General features: G+C 67.3%; 26 protein-coding genes. 11 read left to right on the top strand and 15 right to left on the bottom strand.

What is annotated here, in order from left to right:
* Positions 1-11: 11 nt before the first annotated feature.
* Positions 12-653 carry an orotate phosphoribosyltransferase gene (gene pyrE / locus HMPREF2716_RS04150; RefSeq protein ID WP_003096586.1) on the bottom strand — a complete coding sequence of 214 codons (642 nt, stop codon included), beginning with the start codon at positions 651-653 and terminating at the stop codon, positions 12-14.
* A gap of 80 nt (positions 654-733) precedes the next feature.
* Here pyrE and HMPREF2716_RS04145 point away from each other — a divergent pair, with 80 nt between their 5' ends.
* Complete coding sequence (locus tag HMPREF2716_RS04145; RefSeq protein ID WP_003098313.1) at positions 734-1513, top strand: exodeoxyribonuclease III; 780 nt, start codon at positions 734-736, stop codon at positions 1511-1513.
* Between the two features lie 58 nt (positions 1514-1571).
* Here HMPREF2716_RS04145 and HMPREF2716_RS04140 read toward each other — a convergent pair whose 3' ends face one another.
* Positions 1572-1943: a DUF4870 domain-containing protein gene (locus HMPREF2716_RS04140; RefSeq protein WP_003096590.1), complete on the bottom strand. Its 372-nt coding sequence runs from the start codon at positions 1941-1943 to the stop codon at positions 1572-1574.
* 46 nt (positions 1944-1989) lie between these two features.
* Entirely contained in the window at positions 1990-2709 is a 720-nt protein-coding gene (gene rph, locus HMPREF2716_RS04135) for a ribonuclease PH (protein ID WP_003096595.1), read from the bottom strand.
* Between the two features lie 180 nt (positions 2710-2889).
* On the opposite strand from rph, the gene HMPREF2716_RS04130 reads away from it, so the two are divergent.
* The 6 genes from HMPREF2716_RS04130 (at position 2890) to HMPREF2716_RS04105 (ending at position 8177) form a co-directional block, all read left to right on the top strand.
* On the top strand, positions 2890-3753 hold the full coding sequence (locus tag HMPREF2716_RS04130) for a YicC/YloC family endoribonuclease (RefSeq protein WP_003096599.1): 864 nt from the start codon (positions 2890-2892) through the stop codon (positions 3751-3753).
* A 58-nt stretch (positions 3754-3811) separates the two neighbouring features.
* On the top strand, positions 3812-4423 hold the full coding sequence (gene gmk / locus HMPREF2716_RS04125) for a guanylate kinase (RefSeq protein ID WP_003098317.1): 612 nt from the start codon (positions 3812-3814) through the stop codon (positions 4421-4423).
* Between the two features lie 88 nt (positions 4424-4511).
* The gene (rpoZ, locus tag HMPREF2716_RS04120) at positions 4512-4778 is read left to right on the top strand and encodes a DNA-directed RNA polymerase subunit omega (protein ID WP_003096602.1); all 267 of its coding nucleotides are present in this window, start codon (positions 4512-4514) and stop codon (positions 4776-4778) included.
* Positions 4779-4843: 65 nt separating this feature from the next.
* The gene (spoT, locus tag HMPREF2716_RS04115; RefSeq protein WP_003096603.1) at positions 4844-6949 is read left to right on the top strand and encodes a bifunctional GTP diphosphokinase/guanosine-3',5'-bis pyrophosphate 3'-pyrophosphohydrolase; all 2106 of its coding nucleotides are present in this window, start codon (positions 4844-4846) and stop codon (positions 6947-6949) included.
* A 61-nt stretch (positions 6950-7010) separates the two neighbouring features.
* A complete protein-coding gene (locus tag HMPREF2716_RS04110) occupies positions 7011-7391 on the top strand; it encodes a RidA family protein (protein ID WP_003096609.1) in 381 nt (126 codons plus the stop codon).
* A 54-nt stretch (positions 7392-7445) separates the two neighbouring features.
* A complete protein-coding gene (locus HMPREF2716_RS04105; protein WP_003096611.1) occupies positions 7446-8177 on the top strand; it encodes a hypothetical protein in 732 nt (243 codons plus the stop codon).
* Between the two features lie 6 nt (positions 8178-8183).
* On the opposite strand, the gene HMPREF2716_RS04100 is transcribed toward HMPREF2716_RS04105, so the two are convergent.
* From HMPREF2716_RS04100 to HMPREF2716_RS04090, 3 genes are all read right to left on the bottom strand, one after another.
* Positions 8184-8804: a LysE family translocator gene (locus HMPREF2716_RS04100; RefSeq protein ID WP_003096613.1), complete on the bottom strand. Its 621-nt coding sequence runs from the start codon at positions 8802-8804 to the stop codon at positions 8184-8186.
* Between the two features lie 66 nt (positions 8805-8870).
* On the bottom strand, positions 8871-9671 hold the full coding sequence (locus HMPREF2716_RS04095) for an AraC family transcriptional regulator (protein WP_003114367.1): 801 nt from the start codon (positions 9669-9671) through the stop codon (positions 8871-8873).
* Positions 9671-10522 carry an SDR family oxidoreductase gene (locus HMPREF2716_RS04090; RefSeq protein WP_023518203.1) on the bottom strand — a complete coding sequence of 284 codons (852 nt, stop codon included), beginning with the start codon at positions 10520-10522 and terminating at the stop codon, positions 9671-9673. The genes HMPREF2716_RS04095 and HMPREF2716_RS04090 overlap by 1 nt, the downstream gene beginning before the upstream one ends.
* Before the next feature lie 137 nt (positions 10523-10659).
* Here HMPREF2716_RS04090 and oxyR point away from each other — a divergent pair, with 137 nt between their 5' ends.
* From oxyR to HMPREF2716_RS04075, 3 genes are all read left to right on the top strand, one after another.
* Positions 10660-11592 (top strand): oxidative stress transcriptional regulator OxyR, encoded by a 933-nt coding sequence (gene oxyR / locus HMPREF2716_RS04085; protein ID WP_003096622.1) that lies wholly within the window; start codon positions 10660-10662, stop codon positions 11590-11592.
* Positions 11589-13664, top strand: coding sequence for an ATP-dependent DNA helicase RecG (recG, locus tag HMPREF2716_RS04080; protein ID WP_003096624.1), 2076 nt, complete (start codon positions 11589-11591; stop codon positions 13662-13664). Before oxyR ends, recG begins: the two co-directional genes overlap by 4 nt.
* An 89-nt stretch (positions 13665-13753) precedes the next feature.
* Complete coding sequence (locus HMPREF2716_RS04075; protein WP_023518204.1) at positions 13754-15163, top strand: HDOD domain-containing protein; 1410 nt, start codon at positions 13754-13756, stop codon at positions 15161-15163.
* Between the two features lie 71 nt (positions 15164-15234).
* On the opposite strand, the gene HMPREF2716_RS04070 is transcribed toward HMPREF2716_RS04075, so the two are convergent.
* The 9 genes from HMPREF2716_RS04070 to glcD form a co-directional block, all read right to left on the bottom strand.
* Positions 15235-15627: a hypothetical protein gene (locus HMPREF2716_RS04070; RefSeq protein WP_003096629.1), complete on the bottom strand. Its 393-nt coding sequence runs from the start codon at positions 15625-15627 to the stop codon at positions 15235-15237.
* A 135-nt stretch (positions 15628-15762) separates the two neighbouring features.
* On the bottom strand, positions 15763-16035 hold the full coding sequence (locus HMPREF2716_RS04065) for an HU family DNA-binding protein (protein WP_003096630.1): 273 nt from the start codon (positions 16033-16035) through the stop codon (positions 15763-15765).
* A gap of 201 nt (positions 16036-16236) precedes the next feature.
* Positions 16237-17391, bottom strand: a complete 1155-nt coding sequence (alkT, locus tag HMPREF2716_RS04060; protein ID WP_003114369.1) for a rubredoxin-NAD(+) reductase AlkT — start codon at positions 17389-17391, stop codon at positions 16237-16239.
* Between the two features lie 51 nt (positions 17392-17442).
* Positions 17443-17610 carry a rubredoxin gene (locus tag HMPREF2716_RS04055; RefSeq protein WP_003098329.1) on the bottom strand — a complete coding sequence of 56 codons (168 nt, stop codon included), beginning with the start codon at positions 17608-17610 and terminating at the stop codon, positions 17443-17445.
* 183 nt (positions 17611-17793) lie between these two features.
* A complete protein-coding gene (locus HMPREF2716_RS04050) occupies positions 17794-17961 on the bottom strand; it encodes a rubredoxin (RefSeq protein ID WP_003098330.1) in 168 nt (55 codons plus the stop codon).
* 133 nt (positions 17962-18094) lie between these two features.
* A complete protein-coding gene (locus tag HMPREF2716_RS04045; RefSeq protein WP_003098332.1) occupies positions 18095-18496 on the bottom strand; it encodes a heme-binding protein in 402 nt (133 codons plus the stop codon).
* 4 nt (positions 18497-18500) lie between these two features.
* Positions 18501-19727, bottom strand: coding sequence for a glycolate oxidase subunit GlcF (gene glcF / locus HMPREF2716_RS04040; RefSeq protein ID WP_003136271.1), 1227 nt, complete (start codon positions 19725-19727; stop codon positions 18501-18503).
* Between the two features lie 9 nt (positions 19728-19736).
* Positions 19737-20816 (bottom strand): glycolate oxidase subunit GlcE, encoded by a 1080-nt coding sequence (gene glcE / locus HMPREF2716_RS04035; RefSeq protein WP_003136272.1) that lies wholly within the window; start codon positions 20814-20816, stop codon positions 19737-19739.
* Entirely contained in the window at positions 20816-22315 is a 1500-nt protein-coding gene (glcD, locus tag HMPREF2716_RS04030; RefSeq protein WP_003104603.1) for a glycolate oxidase subunit GlcD, read from the bottom strand. Before glcD ends, glcE begins: the two co-directional genes overlap by 1 nt.
* 204 nt (positions 22316-22519) lie before the next feature.
* Here glcD and glcC point away from each other — a divergent pair, with 204 nt between their 5' ends.
* Positions 22520-23275 (top strand): transcriptional regulator GlcC, encoded by a 756-nt coding sequence (gene glcC, locus HMPREF2716_RS04025; RefSeq protein ID WP_003115387.1) that lies wholly within the window; start codon positions 22520-22522, stop codon positions 23273-23275.
* Positions 23276-23289 lie beyond the last annotated feature (14 nt).

Below are 23289 nucleotides of genomic sequence, written 5' to 3'. Positions count from 1 at the left end.
TTGTGAAAGGTTCAGATACCGTATTGGGCGCGATAGGCCTCTACCGCCGGCAGATGCTTCTTCAGTTCAGCATCTTCGGCAAGATATTCCAGCACCTGCTCCAGGGAAACGATGCTCACCACCGGCATGCCGAAGTCGCGCTCGACCTCCTGGATCGCCGACAGCTCGCCCTTGCCACGCTCCTGGCGGTTCAGCGCGATCAGCACGCCCGCCGCCCTGGCGCCCTGGGCGTCGATGATCTGCATCACTTCGCGGATCGCGGTGCCGGCGGTGATCACGTCGTCGATGATCAGCACCCGGCCGCTCAGCGGCGCGCCGACCAGCGTGCCGCCTTCGCCGTGGTCCTTGGCTTCCTTGCGGTTGAAGCACCAGGGCAGGTCGCGCTGGTGCTGCTCGGCGAGGGCCACCGCGGTGGTGGCGGCCAGGGGAATGCCCTTGTAGGCCGGGCCGAACAGGACGTCGAAGTCGATTCCGCTGTCGATCACCGCCTCGGCGTAGAAGCGTCCCAGGCGGGCCAGCGCCAGGCCGCTGTCGAACAGGCCGGCATTGAAGAAATAGGGGCTGGTGCGCCCGGACTTGAGGGTGAACTCACCGAAGCGCAGAACCCCGCGCTCGATGGCGAAACGAATGAAATCGCGCTGATACGCCTGCATGAATGACACCAAGCCGCATGAATTTAGCTAAACCGTTTGAGCTCGGGTATCATACACGCACGTGATTTTGGGGGCCATTTATGCGGATCATCAGTGTGAACGTGAATGGTATTCAGGCTGCGGCCGAGCGCGGTTTGCTCAGTTGGCTGCAAGCACAGAATGCCGACGTGATCTGCTTGCAGGACACCCGAGCCTCCGCCTTCGATCTGGATGACCCGTCCTTCCAACTGGACGGCTACTTCCTTTATGCCTGCGATGCCGAGCTACCCGAACAGGGCGGTGTCGCACTCTACAGCCGTTTGCAGCCCAAAGCTGTGATCAGCGGCTTAGGTTTCGAAACGGCCGATCGTTACGGGCGCTACCTGCAAGCCGACTTCGACAAGGTGAGTATCGCCACCCTGCTGCTGCCTTCCGGGCAGAGCGGAGACGAGAGCTTGAACCAGAAATTCAAGTTCATGGACGACTTCACCCATTACTTGAGCAAGCAGCGTCGCAAGCGCCGCGAATACATCTACTGCGGCTCGCTGTACGTCGCCCATCAGAAGATGGATGTGAAGAACTGGCGCGAATGCCAGCAGATGCCGGGCTTCCTCGCGCCCGAACGGGCCTGGCTGGACGAAGTGTTCGGCAACCTCGGCTATGCCGACGCCCTGCGCGAAGTCAGCCGCGAAGGCGATCAGTTCAGCTGGTGGCCGGACAGCGAACAGGCCGAGATGCTCAACCTCGGCTGGCGCTTCGACTACCAGGTGCTGACCCCCGGCCTGCGCCGCTTCGTGCGCAACGCCAAGCTGCCGCGCCAGCCGCGCTTCTCCCAGCATGCGCCGCTGATCGTCGACTACGACTGGCAATTGAGCATCTGAGCCCTGTTAGACACGAAAAAGCCGGCGCATGCGCCGGCTTTTCTATTCCACGTGCGGCCTACTTGATCAGCCGCAGGCAGAACGGATAGCGATAGGCCTTGCCTTCGTTGGCCTTGATGCCGGCGATGATGGTCAACACCAGCGCCGCCAGGCAGACCAGGCCGAGCAGGAAGAAGCCGATCACCACCAGCATCAGCAGGAAGCTGACGAACATCGCCAGCGCCACGGTGATCTGGAAGTTCAGCGCTTCCTTGCCCTGGGCGTCGACGAACGGATCGCTCTCGCGCTTGAGTTGCCAGACGATCAGCGGCCCGAGCAGGCTGCCGAAGGGAAACACCAGGCCGATGAACGCCGCGAAATGGCAGAACATCGCCCATTGCCGGGCTTCCTGGCCGGGGGTCGCGGCGACCTCTTCGGATACATCGTTCATGTAGCGCTCCTTCTCCGGGGCCCGGCAGGCAGTGCCGGGCGTCTGCTCATTCGGCCAGCGCGGCGCGCTGAAGTTCGAACAGCTCCTGCATGCCCTGCTGGGCCAGTTCGAGCATGGCGTTCAGCTCGGCGGGACGGAACGGCGCGCCTTCGGCGGTTCCCTGCACCTCGATGAAGCCGCCGGCATCGGTCATCACTACGTTCAGGTCGGTTTCCGCGGCGGAATCCTCCAGGTAGTCCAGGTCGAGGACCGGCACGCCCTGGTAGATGCCCACGGAAACGGCGGCGACCATCTGCTTCAGCGGGTTGCCCTTGAGCGCGCCACGCTTCTTCAGCACCGCCAGGGCGTCGATCAACGCCACGGTGGCGCCGGTGATCGAGGCGGTGCGGGTGCCGCCGTCGGCCTGGATCACGTCGCAGTCGATGTACAGGGTGTTCTCGCCGAGCTTGCTGAGGTCCAGCGCCGCTCGCAGGGAACGGCCGATCAGGCGCTGGATCTCCAGGGTACGACCGCCCTGCTTGCCGCGGCTGGCCTCGCGCTGGTTACGCTCGCCGGTGGAGCGCGGCAGCATGCCGTACTCGGCGGTCAGCCAACCCTGGCCCTGGCCCTTGAGGAAGCGCGGCACCCCGGACTCTGCGCTGACGGTGCAGATCACCTTGGTATCGCCGAACTCGACCAGCACCGAACCTTCTGCGTGCTTGGTGTAATGGCGGGTGATGCGGATCGGGCGCAGCTGGTCGGCGGCACGGCCACTGGGACGATTCATCGTGGATATCCTGTACTGAGAAAGCGGAATTGGCCGCCATTATAGAGGCCAGCCCGGGCTCTCAACCACCGTCGGCGTGCGGGCCCCGCCGGACGTGGGTTACAATGCCCGGCTCGAATCACGGCAGCCGCGCGCGTCCGGCGCCGAACGCACTCCCCACACGACTATCGAGGTAGACCCATGGTGCACAGCATGACCGCCTTCGCCCGCGTCGAGCAGGCCGGTACCCACGGCACCCTGAGCTGGGAGCTGCGCTCGGTCAACCACCGTTACCTGGAGCCTCACCTGCGCCTGCCCGACGCCTTCCGCGACCTCGAAGGCGCGGTGCGCGAGGCGCTGCGCCAGGGCCTGTCGCGTGGCAAGGTGGAATGCACCCTGCGCTTCGCCGAGGAAACCGCCGGCAAGAGCCTGCAGGTCGACCAGGAGCGCGCCCGCCAACTGGTCGCCGCCGCCGAAGGCGTAGCCGCCCTGATCCGCCAGCCGGCGCCTCTCGATCCGCTCGCCGTGCTGGCCTGGCCCGGCGTACTGGTGGCCGACTCGGCCGATCCGCAGGCGCTCAACGCCGCCGCCCTGGAAGCCTTCGGCCAGGCCTTGGAGCAACTCAAGGCCGGCCGCTCGCGCGAAGGCCAGGAGCTGGCGAAGCTGCTCAACGATCGGCTCGACGCGATGCTGGTGGAAGTCGGCAACCTGCGCGAACTGGTGCCAACCATGCTGGCCAACCAGCGGCAGAAGATCCTCGACCGCTTCGCCGAACTCAAGGCCGAACTCGATCCGCAGCGCCTGGAGCAGGAACTGGTCCTGCTGGCGCAGAAGAGCGATGTCGCCGAGGAGCTGGACCGCCTCGCCACCCACGTCGGCGAGGTCCGCCGGGTCCTCAAGGCCGGCGGCGCCGCCGGTCGGCGCCTGGACTTCCTGATGCAGGAACTCAACCGGGAAGCCAACACTCTGGGCTCCAAGGCGTTCGACCCGCGCTCGACCCAGGCGGCGGTCAACCTCAAGGTCCTGATCGAGCAGATGCGCGAGCAGGTCCAGAACATCGAATGACCCGCGGGCGCCTCCGCCCGATCTCTTTCCAACCCGTACGAAGCACCAGGAACACCTCATGTCCGGCACCCTGTACATCGTTTCCGCTCCCTCCGGCGCCGGCAAGACCAGCCTGGTGAAGGCCCTGCTCGACGCCGCCCCCGAGGTCCGCGTGTCCGTCTCCCATACCACCCGCGGCATGCGTCCGGGCGAGGTGGACGGGGTCAACTACCACTTCACCAGCCGCGAGGAATTCCTCGCCATGCTCGAGCGCAACGAGTTCCTCGAGCATGCCGAAGTCTTCGGCAACCTCTACGGCACCTCGCAGCGCTGGGTCGAGAAAACCCTCGCCGAAGGCCTCGACCTGATCCTCGAGATCGACTGGCAGGGCGCCCAGCAGGTGCGCCGGCTGATGCCCGAGGCCCAATCGATCTTCATCCTCCCGCCGAGCCAGGAAGCCCTGCGCCAGCGCCTGACCAACCGCGGCCAGGACAGCGACGAGGTGATCGAGCGGCGCATGCGCGAAGCCGTCAGCGAAATGAGCCACTACGTGGAGTACGATCACCTGGTGATCAACGACGATTTCGCCCACGCCCTGGACGACCTCAAGGCGATCTTCCGCGCCCGCCAGTTGCGCCAGGACGCCCAGCAGCAACGCCACGCCGAACTGCTCGGTCGTCTGCTCGCCTAAATCGGCTCTTCCATAAAGATTGGCGATTTTTTAGACTATTCAGTCCGCCCGGCAAACGTCGGGCTCACTTTTCGTTACGAGGAACACCATGGCCCGCGTCACCGTTGAAGACTGCCTGGACAACGTCGATAACCGTTTCGAGCTGGTCATGCTCGCCACCAAGCGCGCCCGTCAGCTGGCTACCGGCGGCAAGGAGCCGAAAGTGGCCTGGGAAAACGACAAGCCGACCGTCGTCGCCCTGCGCGAGATCGCTTCCGGCCTGGTCGATGAGAACGTCGTCCAGCAGGAAGACATCGTCGAGGACGAACCGCTGTTCGCAGCGTTCGACGACGAGGCCAACACCGAGGCCCTGTAAGCCATGGCCTCGGCTCGACGTCGCCTGCGAGCGCCGCAACCCGCCTACGGGCAGGGGGTGAACCCTTGCCGGGCATAGACGCCTTCGCCGACAGACTGTCGAGCTACCTCGGGCCGGACCAGGTCAACCTGGTCCGCCGCGCCTACTACTACGCCGAGCAGGCCCACGACGGGCAACGCCGCCGCAGCGGCGAACCGTACGTGACCCACCCGCTGGCGGTCTCCAACATCCTCGCCGACATGCACATGGACCATCAGAGCCTGATGGCCGCGATGCTGCACGACGTGATCGAGGACACCGGCATCGCCAAGGAAGCGCTCACCGCGCAGTTCGGCGAGACGGTTTCGGAACTGGTCGACGGGGTCAGCAAGCTGACCCAGATGAACTTCGAGACCAAGGCCGAGGCCCAGGCCGAGAACTTCCAGAAGATGGCCATGGCCATGGCCCGCGACATCCGCGTGATCCTGGTCAAGCTGGCCGACCGCCTGCACAACATGCGCACCCTCGAGGTGCTGTCCGGCGAAAAGCGCCGGCGCATCGCCAAGGAAACCCTGGAAATCTACGCGCCCATCGCTAACCGCCTGGGCATGCACACCATGCGCGTGGAGTTCGAGGACCTAGGTTTCAAGGCCATGCACCCGATGCGCGCCGAGCGCATCCGCCAGGCGGTGAAGAAGGCCCGCGGCAACCGCCGCGAGATCGTCGGCAAGATCCAGGAGTCGCTGGTCAACTGCCTCGCCCGCGAAGGCATGGAAGGCCAGGTGATCGGCCGCGAGAAGCACCTCTACAGCATCTACCAGAAGATGCGCGGCAAGCGTAAGGCGTTCAACGAGATCATGGACGTCTACGCCTTCCGCATCATCGTCGACAAGGTCGATACCTGCTATCGCGTGCTGGGCGCCGTGCACAGCCTGTACAAGCCGTTCCCCGGACGCTTCAAGGACTACATCGCGATTCCCAAGGCCAACGGCTACCAGTCGCTGCATACCACCCTGTTCGGCATGCACGGGGTGCCCATCGAGATCCAGATCCGTACCCGCGAGATGGAAGAGATGGCCAACCACGGGATCGCCGCTCACTGGCTGTACAAGTCCAACGACGAGACGCCCAAGGGCACCCATGCCCGCGCCCGGCAATGGGTGAAGGGCGTGCTGGAACTGCAGCAGCGCGCCGGCAACTCGCTGGAATTCATCGAGAACGTGAAGATCGACCTGTTCCCGGACGAGGTCTACGTGTTCACGCCCAAGGGCCGCATCATGGAACTGCCCAAGGGTTCCACCGCGGTCGACTTCGCCTACGCGGTGCACACCGACGTCGGCAACAGTTGCATCGCCTGCCGCATCAACCGTCGCCTGGCGCCGCTCTCCGAGCCGTTGCAGAGCGGCCAGACGGTGGAAATCGTCACCGCCCCGGGCGCCCGGCCGAACCCGGCCTGGCTGAGCTTCGTGGTCACCGGCAAGGCGCGCACCCATATCCGCCATGCGCTCAAGCTGCAACGCCGCTCCGAGTCGATCAACCTCGGCGAGCGCCTGCTGAACAAGACCCTTACCGGCTTCGACAGCCACCTCGAGAAGATTCCCCAGGAACGCATCCAGGCCGTGCTCGCCGAGTACCGCATGGAAGTCTTCGAGGACCTGCTGGAAGAGATCGGCCTGGGCAACCGCATGGCCTACGTGGTCGCCCGCCGCCTGCTGTCCAGCGAGGGCGAGGAAGCGCCAAGCGCCGAGGGTCCGCTGGCGATCCGCGGCACCGAAGGCCTGGTCCTGAGCTACGCCAAGTGCTGCACGCCGATTCCCGGCGACCCGATCGTCGGCCACCTGTCCGCCGGCAAGGGCATGGTGGTGCACCTGGAAAGCTGCAAGAACATCAGCGAAGTACGCCACAACCCGGAAAAATGCATCCAGCTCAGCTGGGCCAAGGATGTCACCGGCGAATTCAATGTCGAACTGCGCGTCGAACTGGAGCACCAGCGTGGCCTGATCGCCCTGCTCGCCACCAGCGTCAACGCGGCCGACGGCAACATCGAGAAGATCAGCATGGACGAGCGCGACGGTCGCATCAGCGTGGTCCAGCTGGTCGTCAGCGTGCACGATCGCGTCCACCTGGCCCGCGTCATCAAGAAGCTGCGCGCCCTCAAGGGAGTGATCCGGATCACCCGCCTGCGTAGCTGACCCGCTTTTTCCTGTGTCATCCGGCGCCCCCGCGCCCACTCGATTTCAGCAAGGAGTTCCCATGACCAAGACCGTTATCCACACCGACAACGCCCCGGCCGCCATCGGCACCTACTCCCAGGCCATCAAGGCCGGCAATACCGTCTACGTGTCCGGGCAGATCCCGCTGGACCCGAAGACCATGGAACTGGTGGAAGGCTTCGAGGAGCAGACCGTCCAGGTGTTCGAGAACCTCAAGGCGGTGATCGAGGCTTCCGGCGGCTACCTGCACGACGTCGCCAAGCTGAACATCTTCCTCACCGACCTGTCGCACTTCGCCAAGGTCAACGAGATCATGGGCCGCTACTTCACCCAGCCCTACCCGGCGCGCGCCGCTATCGGCGTAGCCGCCCTGCCGAAGGGCGCACAGGTGGAAATGGACGCCATCGTCGTCCTCGAATAAGCCGGATGTTCGCGACGGGGCCCAAGGCCCCGTCGCTCTGCATGGAGTAGCACGATGCGCCGCGTGATTTTCCTCGCCGCAGCCGCCACCCTGCTGGCCGGCTGCGCCGGCACGGCCGATCCGTCCGGCACCTGGATCAACCAGGCCGCGATCGACGCCGCGAGCAAGGACGGCAAGCTGCGCGAGGCCCTGCTCGCCTATGGCCCGAACCTGGAATGGAAGCTCGACAGCAAGGCAGGCGAAGCCACCTTCAGCAACGGCTTCGAACTGGGCGAAGGGACCCTGAGCAAGAGCGATGACGAGCACTGGAAGGTTGCCTTCTATGGCGACGACAACCAGGAGAGTCTCGAACTGGACGGCAAGGAGCTGATCCAGCAGGCCAGCGCCAACGGCCCGGAACAGCGTTTCCGCCGTCTCGACCCGCAACCCGCGGCCAACAGCCCTGCCGGCAGCGGTTTCGAGCGGGCCTTGTATGGCAGCTATCTGAAGGGCAGCTGGAAGATCCGCGAAGGCCAGGGCCAGGGCGGCAAGGTCGAGTTCCAGGCCAATGGCCTGGTCAGCGGTCTGCCCGGCGCCGAACGCTACGCGCTGTGCCTGGCCGGCGATTGCGCAGCGATGAGCGGCGACAACGACAGCATCTGGCTGCAACAAGGCAACCGCGGCCGCGAATTGCTGTTCAGCCTCGACGACGACGAGCTGCAACTGTTCGAAGCGGTCAATACCGCCGGCGCCAACGAGATGCCCAGCTACGTGCCCGGCAAGCGCGTCTGGCTGCTGGAGCGCTGACACCTCTCAGAGGGCGGCCAGCACCAGCCAGCCGCCCAGCGCCAGCAGCAGGACGCCGCACAGCCGGTCCAGCGCACCTACCCGCCGTTGCAACCAGCCGCGCCAGCGCGGCCTGTCCAGCAGGCGCACCAGCGCCATGTCCCAGCACAGCACCGCCAGGCTCATCCACGCCAGGCACAGGGCCAGCGCCCAGCCCGGCAGGCTGAAGCGCGCCAGCACGCCGAACAGCCCCGCATAGAAGATCGGCAGCTTGGGATTCAGGCTGCTCGCCAGCAGGCCGTCGCGCAGCCCGCGCAGATAGCCGCCGCGGGACGGGACGTCGCGCTGCGCCGGCATTTCCAGTCGCCGCTGCGCAAGCAGCGCCTGGCCCGCCAGCCAGAGGAAGTACAGTCCGCCGAGCGCCTGCAGCCAGCGCAAGGCGCTGTGCGCCGAGTCCGGCACGCTGGCCAGCAGGCCGAGCACCAGCAGCATGCTCAGGAGGTTGGCCAGGGCGATGCCGGCGGCCACCCCGTCGGCCTGGCGCCGGCCGCGCAGCAGGGCGGCGCGCACCAACAGGAAGAAGTCCGGCCCCGGCGACAGCAGGGCAGCGAAATGGGTACTGGCGACAAGGACGAACGCGGCGAACATGGAGGCCCCTCGAAACGCGAAGGCCTCCAGTCTGTGCAGCGCGGCGGGCGCCGTATTGGAAAAAACTCAGGTCTTGGCGCTGCGCCGGAATTGCCCCGGAGTGACCCCGGTGAAACGCCGGAAGGTCGTGGAGAAGTGCGCCTGGTCGTAGAAGCCGAGGTGCTGGGCGAGTTCCGCCAGCGGCCGTTCTTCCAGCAACAGGCGCTTGGCCTGGCGCACCCGGCATTGCAGTTGGTAGGTATGCGGCGGTACGCCGTAGGCACGCCGGAAAGCCTCGATCAGGTGGCGCGGGTGGCGCTGCAGCAACTGCGCCAGTTGGTCCAGACCGAGCGCCTCGGTGGCATGCGCTTCCAGGTAATCGCGCAGGCGTGCGGTGGTTCCGCCGTCGCGGGGCGCCGCAGCCGCCGGGCGCAAGCCGCCGTGGCGCACGAAGACCTGTTCGAGCAAGGCCAGCAGGCGGCTTTCCAACCCCAATGCGTCGCTGCGCTGGAAATCCTCGGCCAGCCACGCCAGGCCAGCCGCCACGCTGCCGTCGTCGGCCGGGTTCAGTTCGCCGAAGCCGCGCGGCAACTGTTTGCGGCCGAGCAGGCCGAGCAGGCGCGTTTCCTCGACATAGAGCATCCGGTAGACCAGCCGCTCGGATTCGGCGTGCCCGGTATGTGGCTCTTCCGGGTTCATCAGCGACAGGGTGCCGGCCGGCAGCGCATGGCGCCGCCCGCGGCACTGGTAGCCGCCGACGCCGTGGAGGATCGAGCCGATGGCGAAGGCCGAATGGCTGTGGCGGCCGAACGCCTGGCCGGAGAAGTCCGCATGGAACAGCTCCACGCCAGGCAGCCAGGGACGCGCCAACAACCGGTTGGCAGCCATCAGGCGTCCCCGAGTACCGCCGCGTAGCCCTCGCGGTAGCTGGGATAGCGCGGCACCCAGCCGAGCGCCCGGGCGCGGCGATTGCTGCAACGCTTGCTGCCGGCGCGGCGTACCGAATGTTCGTCGGCCCATTGGCTGACGCCCAGGCGCTGGCGCAGGTAGTCGACCACCTCGTGCATCGCCACGGGCGCGTCGTCGACACCGATGTAGCAGTCCTCCAACGCCTGGCCACCGGCATCGGCGCGCAACAGGAAGGCCAGCAGCCCGGCCGCATCGTCGGCGTGGATCCGGTTGGCATACAGGGGCGGCTCGCTGACCACCCGGTAACCCTGGCGTACCTGGTTGAGCAGCCACTCCCGCCCCGGACCGTAGATGCCGGCCAGGCGCACGCGGGTAGCCGGTATCCCGCTGTCCAGCGCGACCTGCTCGGCGTCGAGCATGATCCGTCCGGAATAGGCCTGGGAAAGCGCCGGCGACTCCTCGTCGATCCAGCCGCCATCGGTCTGCGCGTAGACCCCGGTGCTGGAGACAAACAGCAGGCGCCTGGGCCGCTGGCCGCGGGCCTGCAACCAGCCCAGCACATGGCGCAGGCCGTCGACGTAGGCGGCACGGTAGCCAGCCTCGTCGTGCTGACTGGCGGCGGCGCTGTACACCAGGTAGTCGAGCGGCTCGCTCGGCCACTGCGCGGGACACTCCGGAGCCTGCAGATTGCCAGCCACCGGCAGGATCCCCTGCGGCAAGGCGTCCACCGAGCGACGCAGGCCATGGACCCGCCAGCCATCGGCCAGCAGCGCCTCGCCGAGGCGCCCGCCGACATCGCCGCAGCCGGCGATCATCACTGTTTGCGACATGAAGCCGTCTCCTTCCTACAACAAGGCGGGCAGTGTAGGCGTCGAATCGTCTGCAATGCACGCCCGATCATGCCCCCGGAGGTTGGTTCGCGGCGGTGCAGCCGCTATGCTTGGCCGATCTTAACGGATGAGCAGCCATGACCCTCACCGAACTGCGCTACATCGTCACCCTCGCCCAGGAACAACACTTCGGCCGCGCCGCCGAGCGTTGCCACGTCAGCCAACCGACCCTCTCGGTCGGCGTGAAGAAGCTCGAGGACGAGCTGGGGGTGCTGATCTTCGAGCGCAGCAAGAGCGCCGTGCGCCTGACGCCAGTGGGCGAAGGCATCGTCGCCCAGGCGCAGAAGGTCCTCGAACAGGCCCAGGGCATCCGCGAGCTGGCCCAGGCCGGCAAGAACCAGTTGGCCGCGCCGCTGAAGGTCGGCGCCATCTACACCATCGGTCCCTACCTGTTCCCGCATCTGATTCCCCAGCTGCACCGGGTCGCGCCGCAGATGCCGCTGTACATCGAGGAGAACTTCACCCATATCCTCCGCGACAAGCTGCGTACCGGCGAACTCGACGCGATCATCATCGCCCTGCCGTTCCAGGAAGCCGACGTCCTGACCAAGCCGCTGTTCGACGAGCCCTTCTATGTGCTGATGCCGGCCGACCATCCCTGGACCGCCAAGGCCAGCATCGATTCCGAGCTGCTCAACGACAAGAGCCTGCTCCTGCTCGGCGAAGGCCACTGCTTCCGCGACCAGGTGCTGGAAGCCTGCCCGACCGTGCGCAAGGGCGACGAGAACAAGCACACCACGGTGGAGTCCTCGTCGCTGGAGACCATCCGCCACATGGTCGCCTCCGGACTGGGCGTCTCGGTGCTGCCGTTCTCCGCGGTGGACAGCCACCACTACGCGCCGGGCGTCATCGAAGTGCGCCCGTTCAGCGCGCCGGTGCCGTTCCGTACCGTTGCCATCGCCTGGCGCGCCAGCTTCCCGCGTCCACGCGCCATCGAAGTGCTGGCCGACTCGATCCGCCTGTGCTCGGTGGCCCGTCCGCAAACCCAGGAACAACCGCAAATCGCATGACCGAGCTGTCCAGGGTCCCGGTCACCGCGCTAAAGGGCGTAGGCGCCGCGCTGGCGGAGAAGCTCGCTCGGGTAGGCCTGGAAACCCTGCAGGATATCCTGTTCCACCTGCCCCTGCGCTACCAGGACCGTACCCGCGTCACCGCCATCGGCGCCCTGCGGCCAGGGGCCGACGCGGTGGTCGAGGGCGTGGTGGCCGGCGCCGACGTGGTGATGGGGCGCCGCCGCAGCCTGCTGGTGCGCCTGCAGGACGGCAGCGGCACCCTGAGCCTGCGCTTCTACCATTTCAGCCAGGCGCAGAAGGACGGTCTCAAGCGCGGCACCCACCTGCGCTGCTACGGCGAAGTCCGGCCGGGTGCCTCGGGCCTGGAGATCTACCATCCGGAATACCGCGCGCTGAACGGCGACGAGCCGATTCCGGTGGAGCAGACCCTGACGCCGATCTACCCGACTACCGAGGGCCTCACCCAGCAGCGCCTGCGCCAGTTGAGCCAACAGGCCCTGGCCATGCTCGGCCCCAGCAGCCTGCCCGACTGGCTGCCGGCGGAACTGGCACGCGACTACCAACTTGGCCCGCTCGACCAGGCGATCCGCTACCTGCACCGGCCGCCGCCGGATGCCGACATCGAGGAACTGGCCGAAGGCCGGCACTGGGCGCAGTTGCGCCTGGCCTTCGAAGAACTGCTGACCCACCAGTTATCCCTGCAGCGCCTGCGCGAAGCCGTGCGCTCGCAGGCAGCGCCGCGCTTGCCGGCGGCCAGCCGCTTGCCGAAACGCTTCCTTGCCAACCTCGGCTTCCAGCCGACCGGCGCGCAACGCCGGGTCGGCGCGGAGATCGCCTACGACCTGGCCCAGGACGAGCCGATGCTGCGCCTGGTGCAAGGCGACGTCGGTGCCGGCAAGACCGTGGTCGCCGCCCTCGCCGCCCTGCAAGCCATAGAGGCCGGCTACCAGGTGGCGCTGATGGCGCCGACCGAGATCCTCGCCGAGCAGCATTTCCTCAACTTCAGCAAGTGGCTCCAGCCGCTGGACATCGAAGTCGCCTGGCTGGCCGGCAAGCTCAAGGGCAAGGCCCGCGCGGCGGCACTGGAACGCATCGGCGACGGCGCGCCGATGGTGGTCGGCACCCACGCGCTGTTCCAGGATGAAGTGAAATTCAAGCGCCTTGCACTGGCGATCATCGACGAACAGCACCGCTTCGGCGTGCAGCAGCGCCTGGCCCTGCGCCAGAAGGGCGTGGACGGCAGGCTCTGCCCACACCAGTTGATCATGACCGCCACGCCGATCCCGCGGACCCTGGCGATGAGCGCCTATGCCGACCTCGACACCTCGATCCTAGACGAGCTGCCGCCCGGGCGTACCCCGGTGAATACCGTGCTGGTGGCCGACAGCCGCCGTATCGAGGTGATCGAGCGAGTCCGCGCGGCTTGCCGCGAAGGGCGCCAGGCCTACTGGGTGTGCACCCTGATCGAAGAGTCCGAGGAGCTTACCTGCCAGGCCGCCGAGACCACCTACGAAGAGCTTTCCTCGGCGCTGGGCGAACTGCGCGTCGGCCTGATCCACGGGCGCATGAAGCCGGCGGACAAGGCCGTGGTGATGGAAGCCTTCAAGGAAGGCATGTTGCAACTGCTGGTGGCGACCACGGTGATCGAGGTCGGCGTCGACGTGCCCAACGCCAGCCTGATGATCATCGAGAACCCCGAGCGCCTTGGCCTGGCCCAACTGCACCAGTTGCGCGGCCGGGTTGGCCGGGGCAGCGCCGCCAGCCACTGCGTGCTGCTCTACCACCCACCGCTGTCGCAGATCGGCCGCGAGCGGCTGGGCATCATGCGCGAAACCAGCGACGGCTTCGTCATCGCCGAGAAGGACCTGGAATTGCGCGGCCCCGGCGAAATGCTCGGCACCCGCCAAACCGGCCTGCTGCAATTCAAGGTCGCCGACCTGATGCGCGACGCAGACCTGCTGCCGGCGGTCCGCGATGCCGCCCAATCCCTCCTGGCGCACTGGCCGCAGCATGTCAGCCCGCTGCTCGAACGGTGGTTGCGCCACGGCCAGCAATACGGTCAAGTGTGATCTATTTCGCTCTCGCTGACCGGCGTAGGTCTCAGTCTTGAAGCAGCTCTGGTTATACTGAGGGAAAATCCAGCTCGCATGGTCTCGTCATGACAGAAGCCGCCCTGGCCTCCGCCGATGCTCCGCACGCCCCCCAGGTCATCCTCCAGCTGCTCGCCAAGCTAGGCATCGCCTGCCGCGAGGTCAGCGACAGCGCGGAGCTGCCTGCCGCCCGCCGGGTCCAGGCGGTGCTGCTGGACGACGCCGTCGGCACCCTGCTGGTGCTGTTCCCGCAGAGCCAGTTGCTGGACCTCGCCCGGCTCACCGAACTGACCGGCCGCAAGCTGCTGGCGATCAAGCCCGAGCGCCTGGAACGAATGCTCGGCAAGCACGAGTTGCACCGCCTGCCGGCGTTGCCGCCCCTGACCAGTTCGCCCTGCCTGTACGACGAGCGCCTGTTGCAGGAACCGCGCCTGCTGATCGAGTCCGGCCAGCCCGGCATCCTCCTGGAGATCGCCAGCAACGACTTCCGCGGCCTGCTGGGCAAGGCCAGCGCCGCGCGCTTCGGCGAACCGCTGGAAAACATCAACCTGAACCTTGACCGCCCGGACGACGACCGCGCGGAAATCAGCCAGGCCGTGCAGGCCTTCACCGCCCGGCGCATCCAGCAGCGCCTGGAGCAGACCATCGAGATTCCACCGCTGCCGCAGACGGCGCAGAAGATCATCAAGCTGCGGGTCGACCCCAACGCCAGCGTCGACGACATCACCGGTCTGGTGGAAACCGATCCGGCGCTCGCCGCCCAGGTGGTCAGTTGGGCGGCCTCGCCCTACTACGCCGCTCCGGGCAAGATCCGCTCGGTGGAAGACGCGATCGTCCGCGTCCTCGGTTTCGACCTGGTGATCAACCTGGCCCTCGGCCTCGCCCTGGGCAAGAGCCTGAGCCTGCCCAAGGACCAGCCACAGCAGGCCACGCCCTACTGGCAGCAAGCGATCTACACCGCCGCGGTGATCGAGGGCCTGACCCGCGCCATGCCGCGCGAGCTGCGCCCGGAGTCCGGCCTGAGCTACCTGGGCGGCCTGCTGCACAATTTCGGCTACCTGGTCCTGGCGCATGTCTTCCCGCCGCATTTCTCGCTGATCTGCCGGCACCTGGAGGTCAACCCGCACCTCGGCCATGCCTATATCGAACAGCACCTGCTGGGGATCACCCGCGAGCAGATCGGCGCCTGGCTGATGCGCGTCTGGGACATGCCTGACGACCTCTATTGCGCCCTGCGCTTCCAGCAGGATCCCAGCTACACCGGGTCGAACGCGGTCTACGCCAACCTGATCTGCCTGACCAACCGGTTGCTGCGCAACAGCGGCATCGGCGATGGCCCGCAGCAAGCGATTCCGGCGGCATTGTACGAGCGCCTGGGGATCACCCCGGAGAAGGCCGGGGACGCCGTGAAAAAGGTGCTGGAAGCGGAAGCGGCCCTGCGCGAACTGGCGGCCCAGTTCAATCGCTTGCCGGGGTGACCGGGTAGTCCGCTGCGAAACGCACTACCGAAAGGCTGCGGCCGCAGCCCGGATGAGATCGAAAGCCGCCCTCAGGCGGCTTTCTTCTCCGGAGCCTTCTTCTTCGGCTTGAGGTACTTCACCAGACCCTGGAACCAGATCACCAGCGCCGGATTGCCCTGTATCTGGATGTCCTTGTTCTGGATGCCCTGCATGAAGGCCAACTGCGGGTTCTTCGAAGTCATCGCGGCGAAACCGTAGGCTCCGTCCTTGAACCCCAGGGAAAATGCCGGTTGCGGATGGGTACCGCGCTTGCTGCTGACGCGCAGGTCCCTGACCAGGTAGTGGCGCGCCACCTTGCCGTCGAGGGTATGCAACTGGAACACCAGGTCCTTGCCCTCGAGCTGCTTCTGGAAAGCGGGATTGTCGCGGCTGGCCTTGGCCATCAGGCGACCAAGCATCCACAGGAGAAGACGAAATTTCATGCACGCGCCTCGATATCCGGGGAGATGAGCGGCGCATTGTAGCTGTTCGCGAGGAGGACTACAGCTGTCCTTTCGATGAGCGCGGAAGCATCTTCGACGAAGCCCGGAGCCGCTCTGACTCCGGGCTCTCGGCGGTCAGTTGACCGCGTCGCGCAGGGCCTTGCCCGGCTTGAAGGCGACGGTGTTGCTGGCCTTGATCTTCACCGGCTGGCCGGTCTGCGGGTTCTTCCCCGTGCGGGCTCCGCGATGGCGTTGCAGGAAGGTGCCGAAACCGACCAGGGTCACGCTGTCCTTGCGGTTCAGCGCGCCGGTGATTTCATCCAACAGGGCGTTGAGAACGCGATTGGCCTGTTCCTTGGTGAGATCGGCCTTTTCGGCGATAGCGGCGGCTAGTTCTGGTTTACGCATAGTTGCCTCTTTGACGGTTTGTTGTTTTTGTGTCCGTGCTGTCTTCCCAGCAGCGCTCAAAGGCACCGCAGTCCACCGGAACCATAGGCTCTAGACTGCGGTAGACGCGATGGAGGATGGCATGCTCCCGAGGACTGCGCCAGTATCGTCCGACAATTTTGCCGCAAGTCTCGACGGCATAACGGCCGGAACCAATGGCATTCAAGCCATGAGGCCGGGTAACTCTTTGTTCAGGGCCAATTTTTCGTTCACCGCCGCTCCGGTCAGGGCATAACCGATCACTCGACCAGCGGTATCCCGGCACAGGACCTTGAGGTCCGTTCCAGAGCCTTCCACTAGCCATTGGCCATCCATTCCGCGGGGCGGCGGCGACACCACCAGCGGGCAGGCCGGGGTCTTCACCGTCACCGGCATGGGACCGTAGGCCACCTGGCTGGGGTTGCCGGCGAGGGTCTGCGCCAGCGCGCGTGCGCAGGCCATCAGCGGCATCACATAGAGCAGGTTGAGGCCGTCCACTTCGGCGCAGTCGCCCAGCGCGTAGATGTTGGCGTGGGAGGTGCGCAGCGAGCGGTCGACGACGATCCCGCGGTTGACCGCCAGCCCGGCGGCGAAGGCCAGTTCGGTGCGCGGACGCAGGCCGACGGCGGAGACCACCAGGTCGCAGGGAATCACCTCGCCATCCGAAAGATGCGCTTCCAGCCCCTCGCCGGCCTTCTTCAGGCTGGCCAGCACCGGCCCCAGGTGGAAGCGCACGCCGAGGCCTTCCAGGCCTGCCTGCACGGCCTTCGCCGCGGCCGGGTGGAGCAGGCCCGGCATGACCTGCTCGCAAGGCGCCACCACGTCGAGCTGGTAGCCGCCGCTGGAGAGGTCGTTGGCGAATTCGCAACCGATCAGCCCCGCACCGAGCAGCAGTACCCGGCGCTTGCCGGCAGCCGCCTGGCGGAAGCGCGCGTAGTCTTCCAGGTCGTTGATCGGGTAGAGCGCGTCCTGGGCATCGCCCTCGACCGGCACCCGGATCGGCTCCGCGCCCCAGGCCAGGACCAGGTCGCGATAACGCACCTCTTCCTCGCCGATCCAGATCCGCTGATGGCCGGGATCGATACCGGTGACCCGGGTATGGGTCAGGATGCGCGCGTTCAGTTGCTCGGCCATGGCGCCCGGTTCGGCCATGGCCAGGCCGTCGGCGTCCTTGTTCTTCGAGAAGCCGGTAGAGAGCATCGGCTTGGAATAGGAACGGCCGTCGTCGGCGGTGATCATCAGCAGCGGCGTCTCGCCGTCCAGCTTGCGCCACTCGCGGGCCAGGTTGTAGCCCGCCAGGCCGGTTCCGATGATTACCAGGGGCGCACGCTCGCTCATTTCCGTTCCTCTGTGATTGCCGGCGCCGGGCGCCGCTTCTGTGGATTTCGCTCAGGCGATCTCGATCATCTCGAAATCGATCTTGCCGACACCGCAGTCCGGGCAGACCCAGTCCGCCGGGATGTCCTCCCAACGGGTTCCCGCCGGAATGCCTTCTTCGGGCAGGCCCAGGGCTTCGTCGTAGATGAAGCCGCAGACCACGCATTGCCACTTGCGCATAGCCACCCTCCTCGTTCGTCGAACCTAGCTCAGCGTCGGTGGCCGGCCAACGGCAAGGCTGCCGGGCGTTCCCGGCAGGACAGTCAATGACCGGACCCAAGTCCCAAGGATAACTCCTGGACGGCCGCTGGCCAGGCATGAAAAAAGGCGGCCAGGGCCGCCTTCTTCGCCGGCGAGCGGGGCTCAGCCGATTTCGATCATCTCGAAGTCCAGCTTGCCGACGCCGCAGTCGGGGCACAGCCAGTCTTCAGGCACGTCTTCCCAGCGCGTTCCCGCCTCGATGCCTTCTTCCGGCCAGCCTTTGGCCTCGTCATAGATCAGTCCACACACCACGCATTGCCACTTCTTCATTGTTTACCTCGGGCGGGTTACCACGGTTCAGCGCCGGCAACCTATAACAAATCCACCCTGTCCGCCAACCTGCCCGAAAGGCAAGGTGGTGCCGAACGGGCCAACCAAAGATGGGTGGTGCCCACCGGTCGCCTCACAACCCCTCGGCTCCGATCCGCGCCACCCGGGCGTCCTCTTCGGCGCGTACGCCGGAAACCCCGACCGCGCCGACCACCTGTCCGTCCACCAGGATCGGCACGCCGCCCTCCAGGGTGGCCTGCAGCAGCGGCACCGAGAGGAAGGCACTGCGTCCGCCGTTGATCATGTCCTCGTAGCGCTTCGTTTCCCGGCGCCCGAGGGCGGCGCTGCGGGCCTTTTCCGTCGCGATGTAGGCACCGATCGGCGCGCAGCCGTCGAGGCGCTCCAGCGCCAGCGGGTGGCCGCCGTCGTCGACCACCGCGATGCTCACCGCCCAGCCTTGGCGCTGTGCCTCCTCGCGGGCCGCGCCAAGGACGCGGGCGACCTCCTCGCGGCCGAGTACCGGCTTGCTGTGCATGGTTTCACTCTCCTCCGGGCAAGGCCTGGTCGAGCAGCTCGATCCAGTGGCGTACCGGGGTCCGTCCGGCCCCGTCGAGATGGGCCTGGCAACCGACGTTGGCCGTGGCGATGACATCCGGCGCGCCGCTTTCCAGGGCGTCCAGGCGGTTGTCGCGCAGACGCCGGGACAGCGCCGGCTGGGTCAGCGAGTAGGTGCCGGCGGACCCGCAGCAGAGATGACCGTCGGCCACCTCGGTGAGATGGAAGCCCAGTCGCCGCAGCACCGCCTCCACGGCCCCGCCCAGTCGTTGCGCGTGCTGCAGTGTGCATGGGCAGTGGAACGCCAGGCGCTGGTCGCAGCGCAGGCCGAGGGACTCCAGCGGCTCGTCGCGAAGCACTTCCACCAGGTCGCGGGCAGCGGCGGCGACCTCGCGCGCCTTGTCCGCGTACCGTGGGTCGTCGCGCAGCAGGTAGGCGTAGTCCTTGACGAAGGCGCCGCAGCCGCTGGCGGTCTGCACGATGGCCTCGGCACCCTCGCGCAGCAACGGCCACCAGGCGTCGATATTGCGCCGCGCGCGCTGGCGGCCGCGCTCCTGCGCATCCAGGTGGAAATCCAGCGCGCCGCAGCAGCCGGCCGCGGCCGCCGGCGTCACGCTGATTCCCAGGCGGTCCAGAACCCGCGCGGCGGCGGCGTTGGTGTTCGGCGACAGCGCCGGCTGCACGCAACCTTCGAGCAGCAGCACGCGCCGCGCATGCCGGGGCTGCGGCCGCCTGCCCGGCGCCGCGACCCGACGTGGCAGCTTGCCCTGCATCGCCTCAGGCAGCAGAGGCCTCAGCCGCCCGGCAGCGCCGGCCAGCGCGCCGAACAACCCCGGGCGCGGGGCCAGCAGGCGCAGCCCGTCGCGCAGCAGGCGTTGCCGGAAGCCGCGCGGCAGGCGTTCGGCGAGTAGGTCGCGGCCGATATCCAGCAGCTTGTGGTACTCGACTCCGGACGGGCAGGTGGTTTCGCAGTTGCGGCAGCTCAGGCAGCGATCGAGGTGCAGGCGGGTGCGCTCGCTGGCCTCGTCGCGCTCGAGGAACTGCTTGATCAGGTAGATCCGTCCGCGCGGGCCGTCGAGTTCGTCGCCCAGCTCCTGGTAGGTCGGGCAGGTGGCGTTGCAGAAACCGCAGTGCACGCAGCTGCGCAGGATGCGCTCGGCTTCGGCGGCCTCGGCGCGTTGCCGGGCGGAATCGCAGAGGTTGGTTTGCATCGCGCCTCCTCAGAGTTCGGCGTACATCCGCCCGGGATTGAAGATGCCCTGCGGGTCGAGCTGGCGTTTGAGTGCCCGGTGCAGGCCGAGCAGTCCAGGCGGTAGCGGCTGGAACGGCGCATCGAGATGGCCGGCGCGGTAGCAGGTGGCGTGACCGCCATGGGCGGCGGCCCACGCACGGATGTCCGCGGCCGGCGCGTCGCTTTTCAGCCAGCGCAGCGCCCCGCCCCAGTCCAGCAACTGACGACCGGGCAACGGCGTCTCCGGCGCCAGCGCCGGCAGCGACAGGCGCCAGAGCGGTCGCGGGTCGTCGAAGAACGGCAGGCGCTGCTCGCGCAGGTCGGCCCAGAAGCCGTCCTCGAGCGCTTCGCCACCGAGGCGGTCGCGCGCCGAGCGTACCGAGCCCTCGCCGCCCTCCAGGCGCAGGCGCAGGGCTTCGCCGTCGTGGCAGGCCGCACTGATCGGCAATGGCTGGCCTCCCCACTCGGCCAGCTTGCGCAACGCCGTCGCCACCGGCAGGTCCAGGCTCAGGCCGGCCTGGCAGCGCGGCATGGGCAGCACCTTGAAGGACACTTCGGTGACCACCCCGAGGCAACCGAAGCTGCCCGCCAGCAACCGCGACAGGTCGTAGCCGGCGACGTTCTTCATCACCTCGCCGCCGAAGCGCAGGTGGGTGCCCAGGCCACTGATCAGCCGCGTCCCGAGGACGAAATCGCGTACCGCTCCCGCCCAGGGCCGGCGCGGTCCGGACAGGCCGCTGGCGAGCACCCCGCCGACCGTCGCCCGGCCGCCGAAACCCGGCGCCTCGCAGGCAAGCATCTGCCCGCCGCGCGCCAGCACGGCCTGTAGCTCGTCCAGCGGCGTACCGGCACGGGCGGTGATCACCAGTTCGCAGGGATCGTAGGCGACGATCCCACGGTGTTCGGCGAGCGCCAGCGGTTCGCCCGCAACCGGCCTGCCGAGGAACGCCTTGCTATCGCCACCGACGATGCGCAGCGGCGCGCGCCGCGCCAGGGCGTCGCGGACCCGCTCGAGCAGCGCGCCGGCATGGTCGGCGCCAGCGTCCGGATCGAAATACGGCTGGCTCATCAGAAACGCTCCAGTTCGGGGAACGGCAGTCGACCGTGGCGGACGTGCATGGCGCCGAACTCGGCGCAGCGATGCAGGGTGGGCACGTTCTTGCCGGGATTGAGCAGCCCGGCCGGGTCGAACGCCGCCTTCACGGCGTGGAACAGGGTCAGCTCGTCGGCATTGAACTGAGCGCACATCTGGTTGATCTTCTCGCGGCCGACGCCATGTTCGCCGGTGATGCTGCCGCCTACCGCCACGCACAACTCGAGGATCCTGCCGCCCAGCGCTTCAGCGCGCTCCAGCTCGCCCGCCAGGTTGGCGTCGAAGAGGATCAGCGGGTGCATGTTGCCGTCGCCGGCGTGGAATACGTTGGCCACCCGCAGGCCGTATTCGCGCGAAAGCTCGGCGATGCCATGCAGCACCCGCGGCAGCTCGCGGCGCGGGATGCTGCCGTCCATGCAGTAGTAATCGGGGGAAATCCGCCCGACCGCCGGAAACGCATTCTTGCGCCCGGCCCAGAAGCGCTGGCGCTCGGCCTCGTCTTGGGCCTGTCGCACCGAGGTGGCGCCAGCCGCCTCGAACAGCTCGCGGACCCGCTCGCAATCCTCGTGCACGTCGGCTTCCACGCCATCCAGTTCGCAGAGCAGGATCGCCGCCGCGTCGACCGGGTAACCGGCGTGGATGAAATCCTCAGCGGCGCGGATCGACAGGTTGTCCATCATTTCCAGCCCGGCCGGGACGATGCCGGCACCGATCAGGTCGGCCACCGCCCGCCCGGCGCTTTCCACATCGTCGAAGCTGGCCAGCAGGACCTTCGCCACCGGCGGGCGCGGCAACAGCCTGACGGTGACCTCCACCACCACGCCGAGCAGCCCTTCGGAGCCGGTGAACAGCGCCAGCAGGTCGAAGCCGGCGCTGTCCAGGGCGCTGGACCCCAGGCTCAGGCGCTCGCCTTCCAGGGTCACGATGTCCACCTGCAACAGGTTGTGCACGGTCAGGCCGTACTTCAGGCAATGCACGCCGCCGGCGTTCTCCGCGACGTTGCCGCCGATGGAGCAGGCGATCTGCGAGGACGGGTCCGGTGCGTAGTACAGACCATGAGGGGCAGCGGCCTGGGAGATCGCCAGGTTGCGCACGCCAGGCTGGACCCGGGCGAAACGACCCAGCGGATCGATCTCGAGGATCCGCCGGAAACGCGCCATCACCAGCAGCACGCCGTTCTCCAGCGGCAGCGCGCCGCCGGACAGGCCGGTGCCGGCACCACGCGCCACGACCGGCACCTTCAGCCGATGGCAGAGGGCGAGCAGGCCCTGAACCTGTTCGATGCGTTCCGGCAATGCAACCAGCAACGGCGTGCAGCGATACGCCGAGAGTCCGTCGCACTCGTAGGGACGCAGGTCTTCCGCGGCGTGCAGCAGTTCGAGGTCGGGCAGGCGGAGGCGCAACTCGGCCAGCAGGCCATCCTTGTCCACCTGCGGCAGCGGACCGTCCAGACGCTCGTCGTAGAGGATGTTCATGGCGGCTGTCCTTGTTGTGGTTGTCGGCGGGATCAGCAAGCGTCCACAGCCTGTACCGCGCGGACGCCGGGGTCCAGCAGGCGTCTAACTGGTCCTACCAGTATCACCAGGAGCCATGGGCATGAGGCGCATGCTAGAAAGTCCCTGAGCTTCTATAGTGAGTAACGACAGCCAACTGGTCCTACCAGTGCAACGGGAGCTTCCATGCAGAAACAGCGGGTGGCCGACCAGGTCGCAGAGCGTATCGAGCGGCTGATCGTCGACGGCGTGCTCAAGGTCGGCCAGGCTCTGCCGTCCGAGCGGCGCCTGGTGGCCAAGCTCGGCTGCTCGCGCTCGGCCCTGCGCGAGGGCCTGCGGGCGCTGCGCGGGCGCGGCATCATCGACACCGAGCATGGCCGTGGGTCGTTCGTCGCCGACCTCGACCGCAACGCCGACGTCAGCCCGCTGATGCACCTGTTCGGCTCCCAGCCGCGCACCCTCTACGACCTGCTCGAAGTCCGCGCCCTGCTGGAGGGCGAGGCGGCCCGCCTGGCAGCGCTACGCGGCACCGAGGCAGACTTCGTCCTGCTCGCCCGGCGCTACGAAGAGATGCTCGCCAGCCACGAGGAAACCCAGCCGATCGATCCCCGCGAGCACGCCCGCCGCGACCACGCGTTCCACCGGGCGATCAGCGAGGCATCGCACAATCCGGTGCTGGTGCATACCCTGCAATCGCTCAACGAACTGCTGCTGAGCACGGTGTTCGCCTCAGTGAACAACCTCTATCACCGGCCGCCGCAGAAACGCCAGATCGACCGCCAGCACGCGCGCCTCTACGCGGCCCTCCGCGAGCGCCAGCCGGACCAGGCGCAACGGGCGGCGCGCGAACATATCCACAGCATCCGCGACAACCTGCGGGAGATCGAGCAGGAAGAACAGCGCCTGGTCCGCGCCACCCTGCGCCTGAACGGCTGGGGGTGACGCGCCACCGCGTC

The organism is Pseudomonas sp. HMSC076A11 (assembly GCF_001810205.1).
In the GTDB taxonomy this organism is placed as follows: Bacteria; Pseudomonadota; Gammaproteobacteria; order Pseudomonadales; family Pseudomonadaceae; genus Pseudomonas; species Pseudomonas aeruginosa.
The sequence above is the reverse complement of the archived record's forward strand: the minus strand, read 5'-3'. Positions and strand labels throughout refer to the sequence as shown.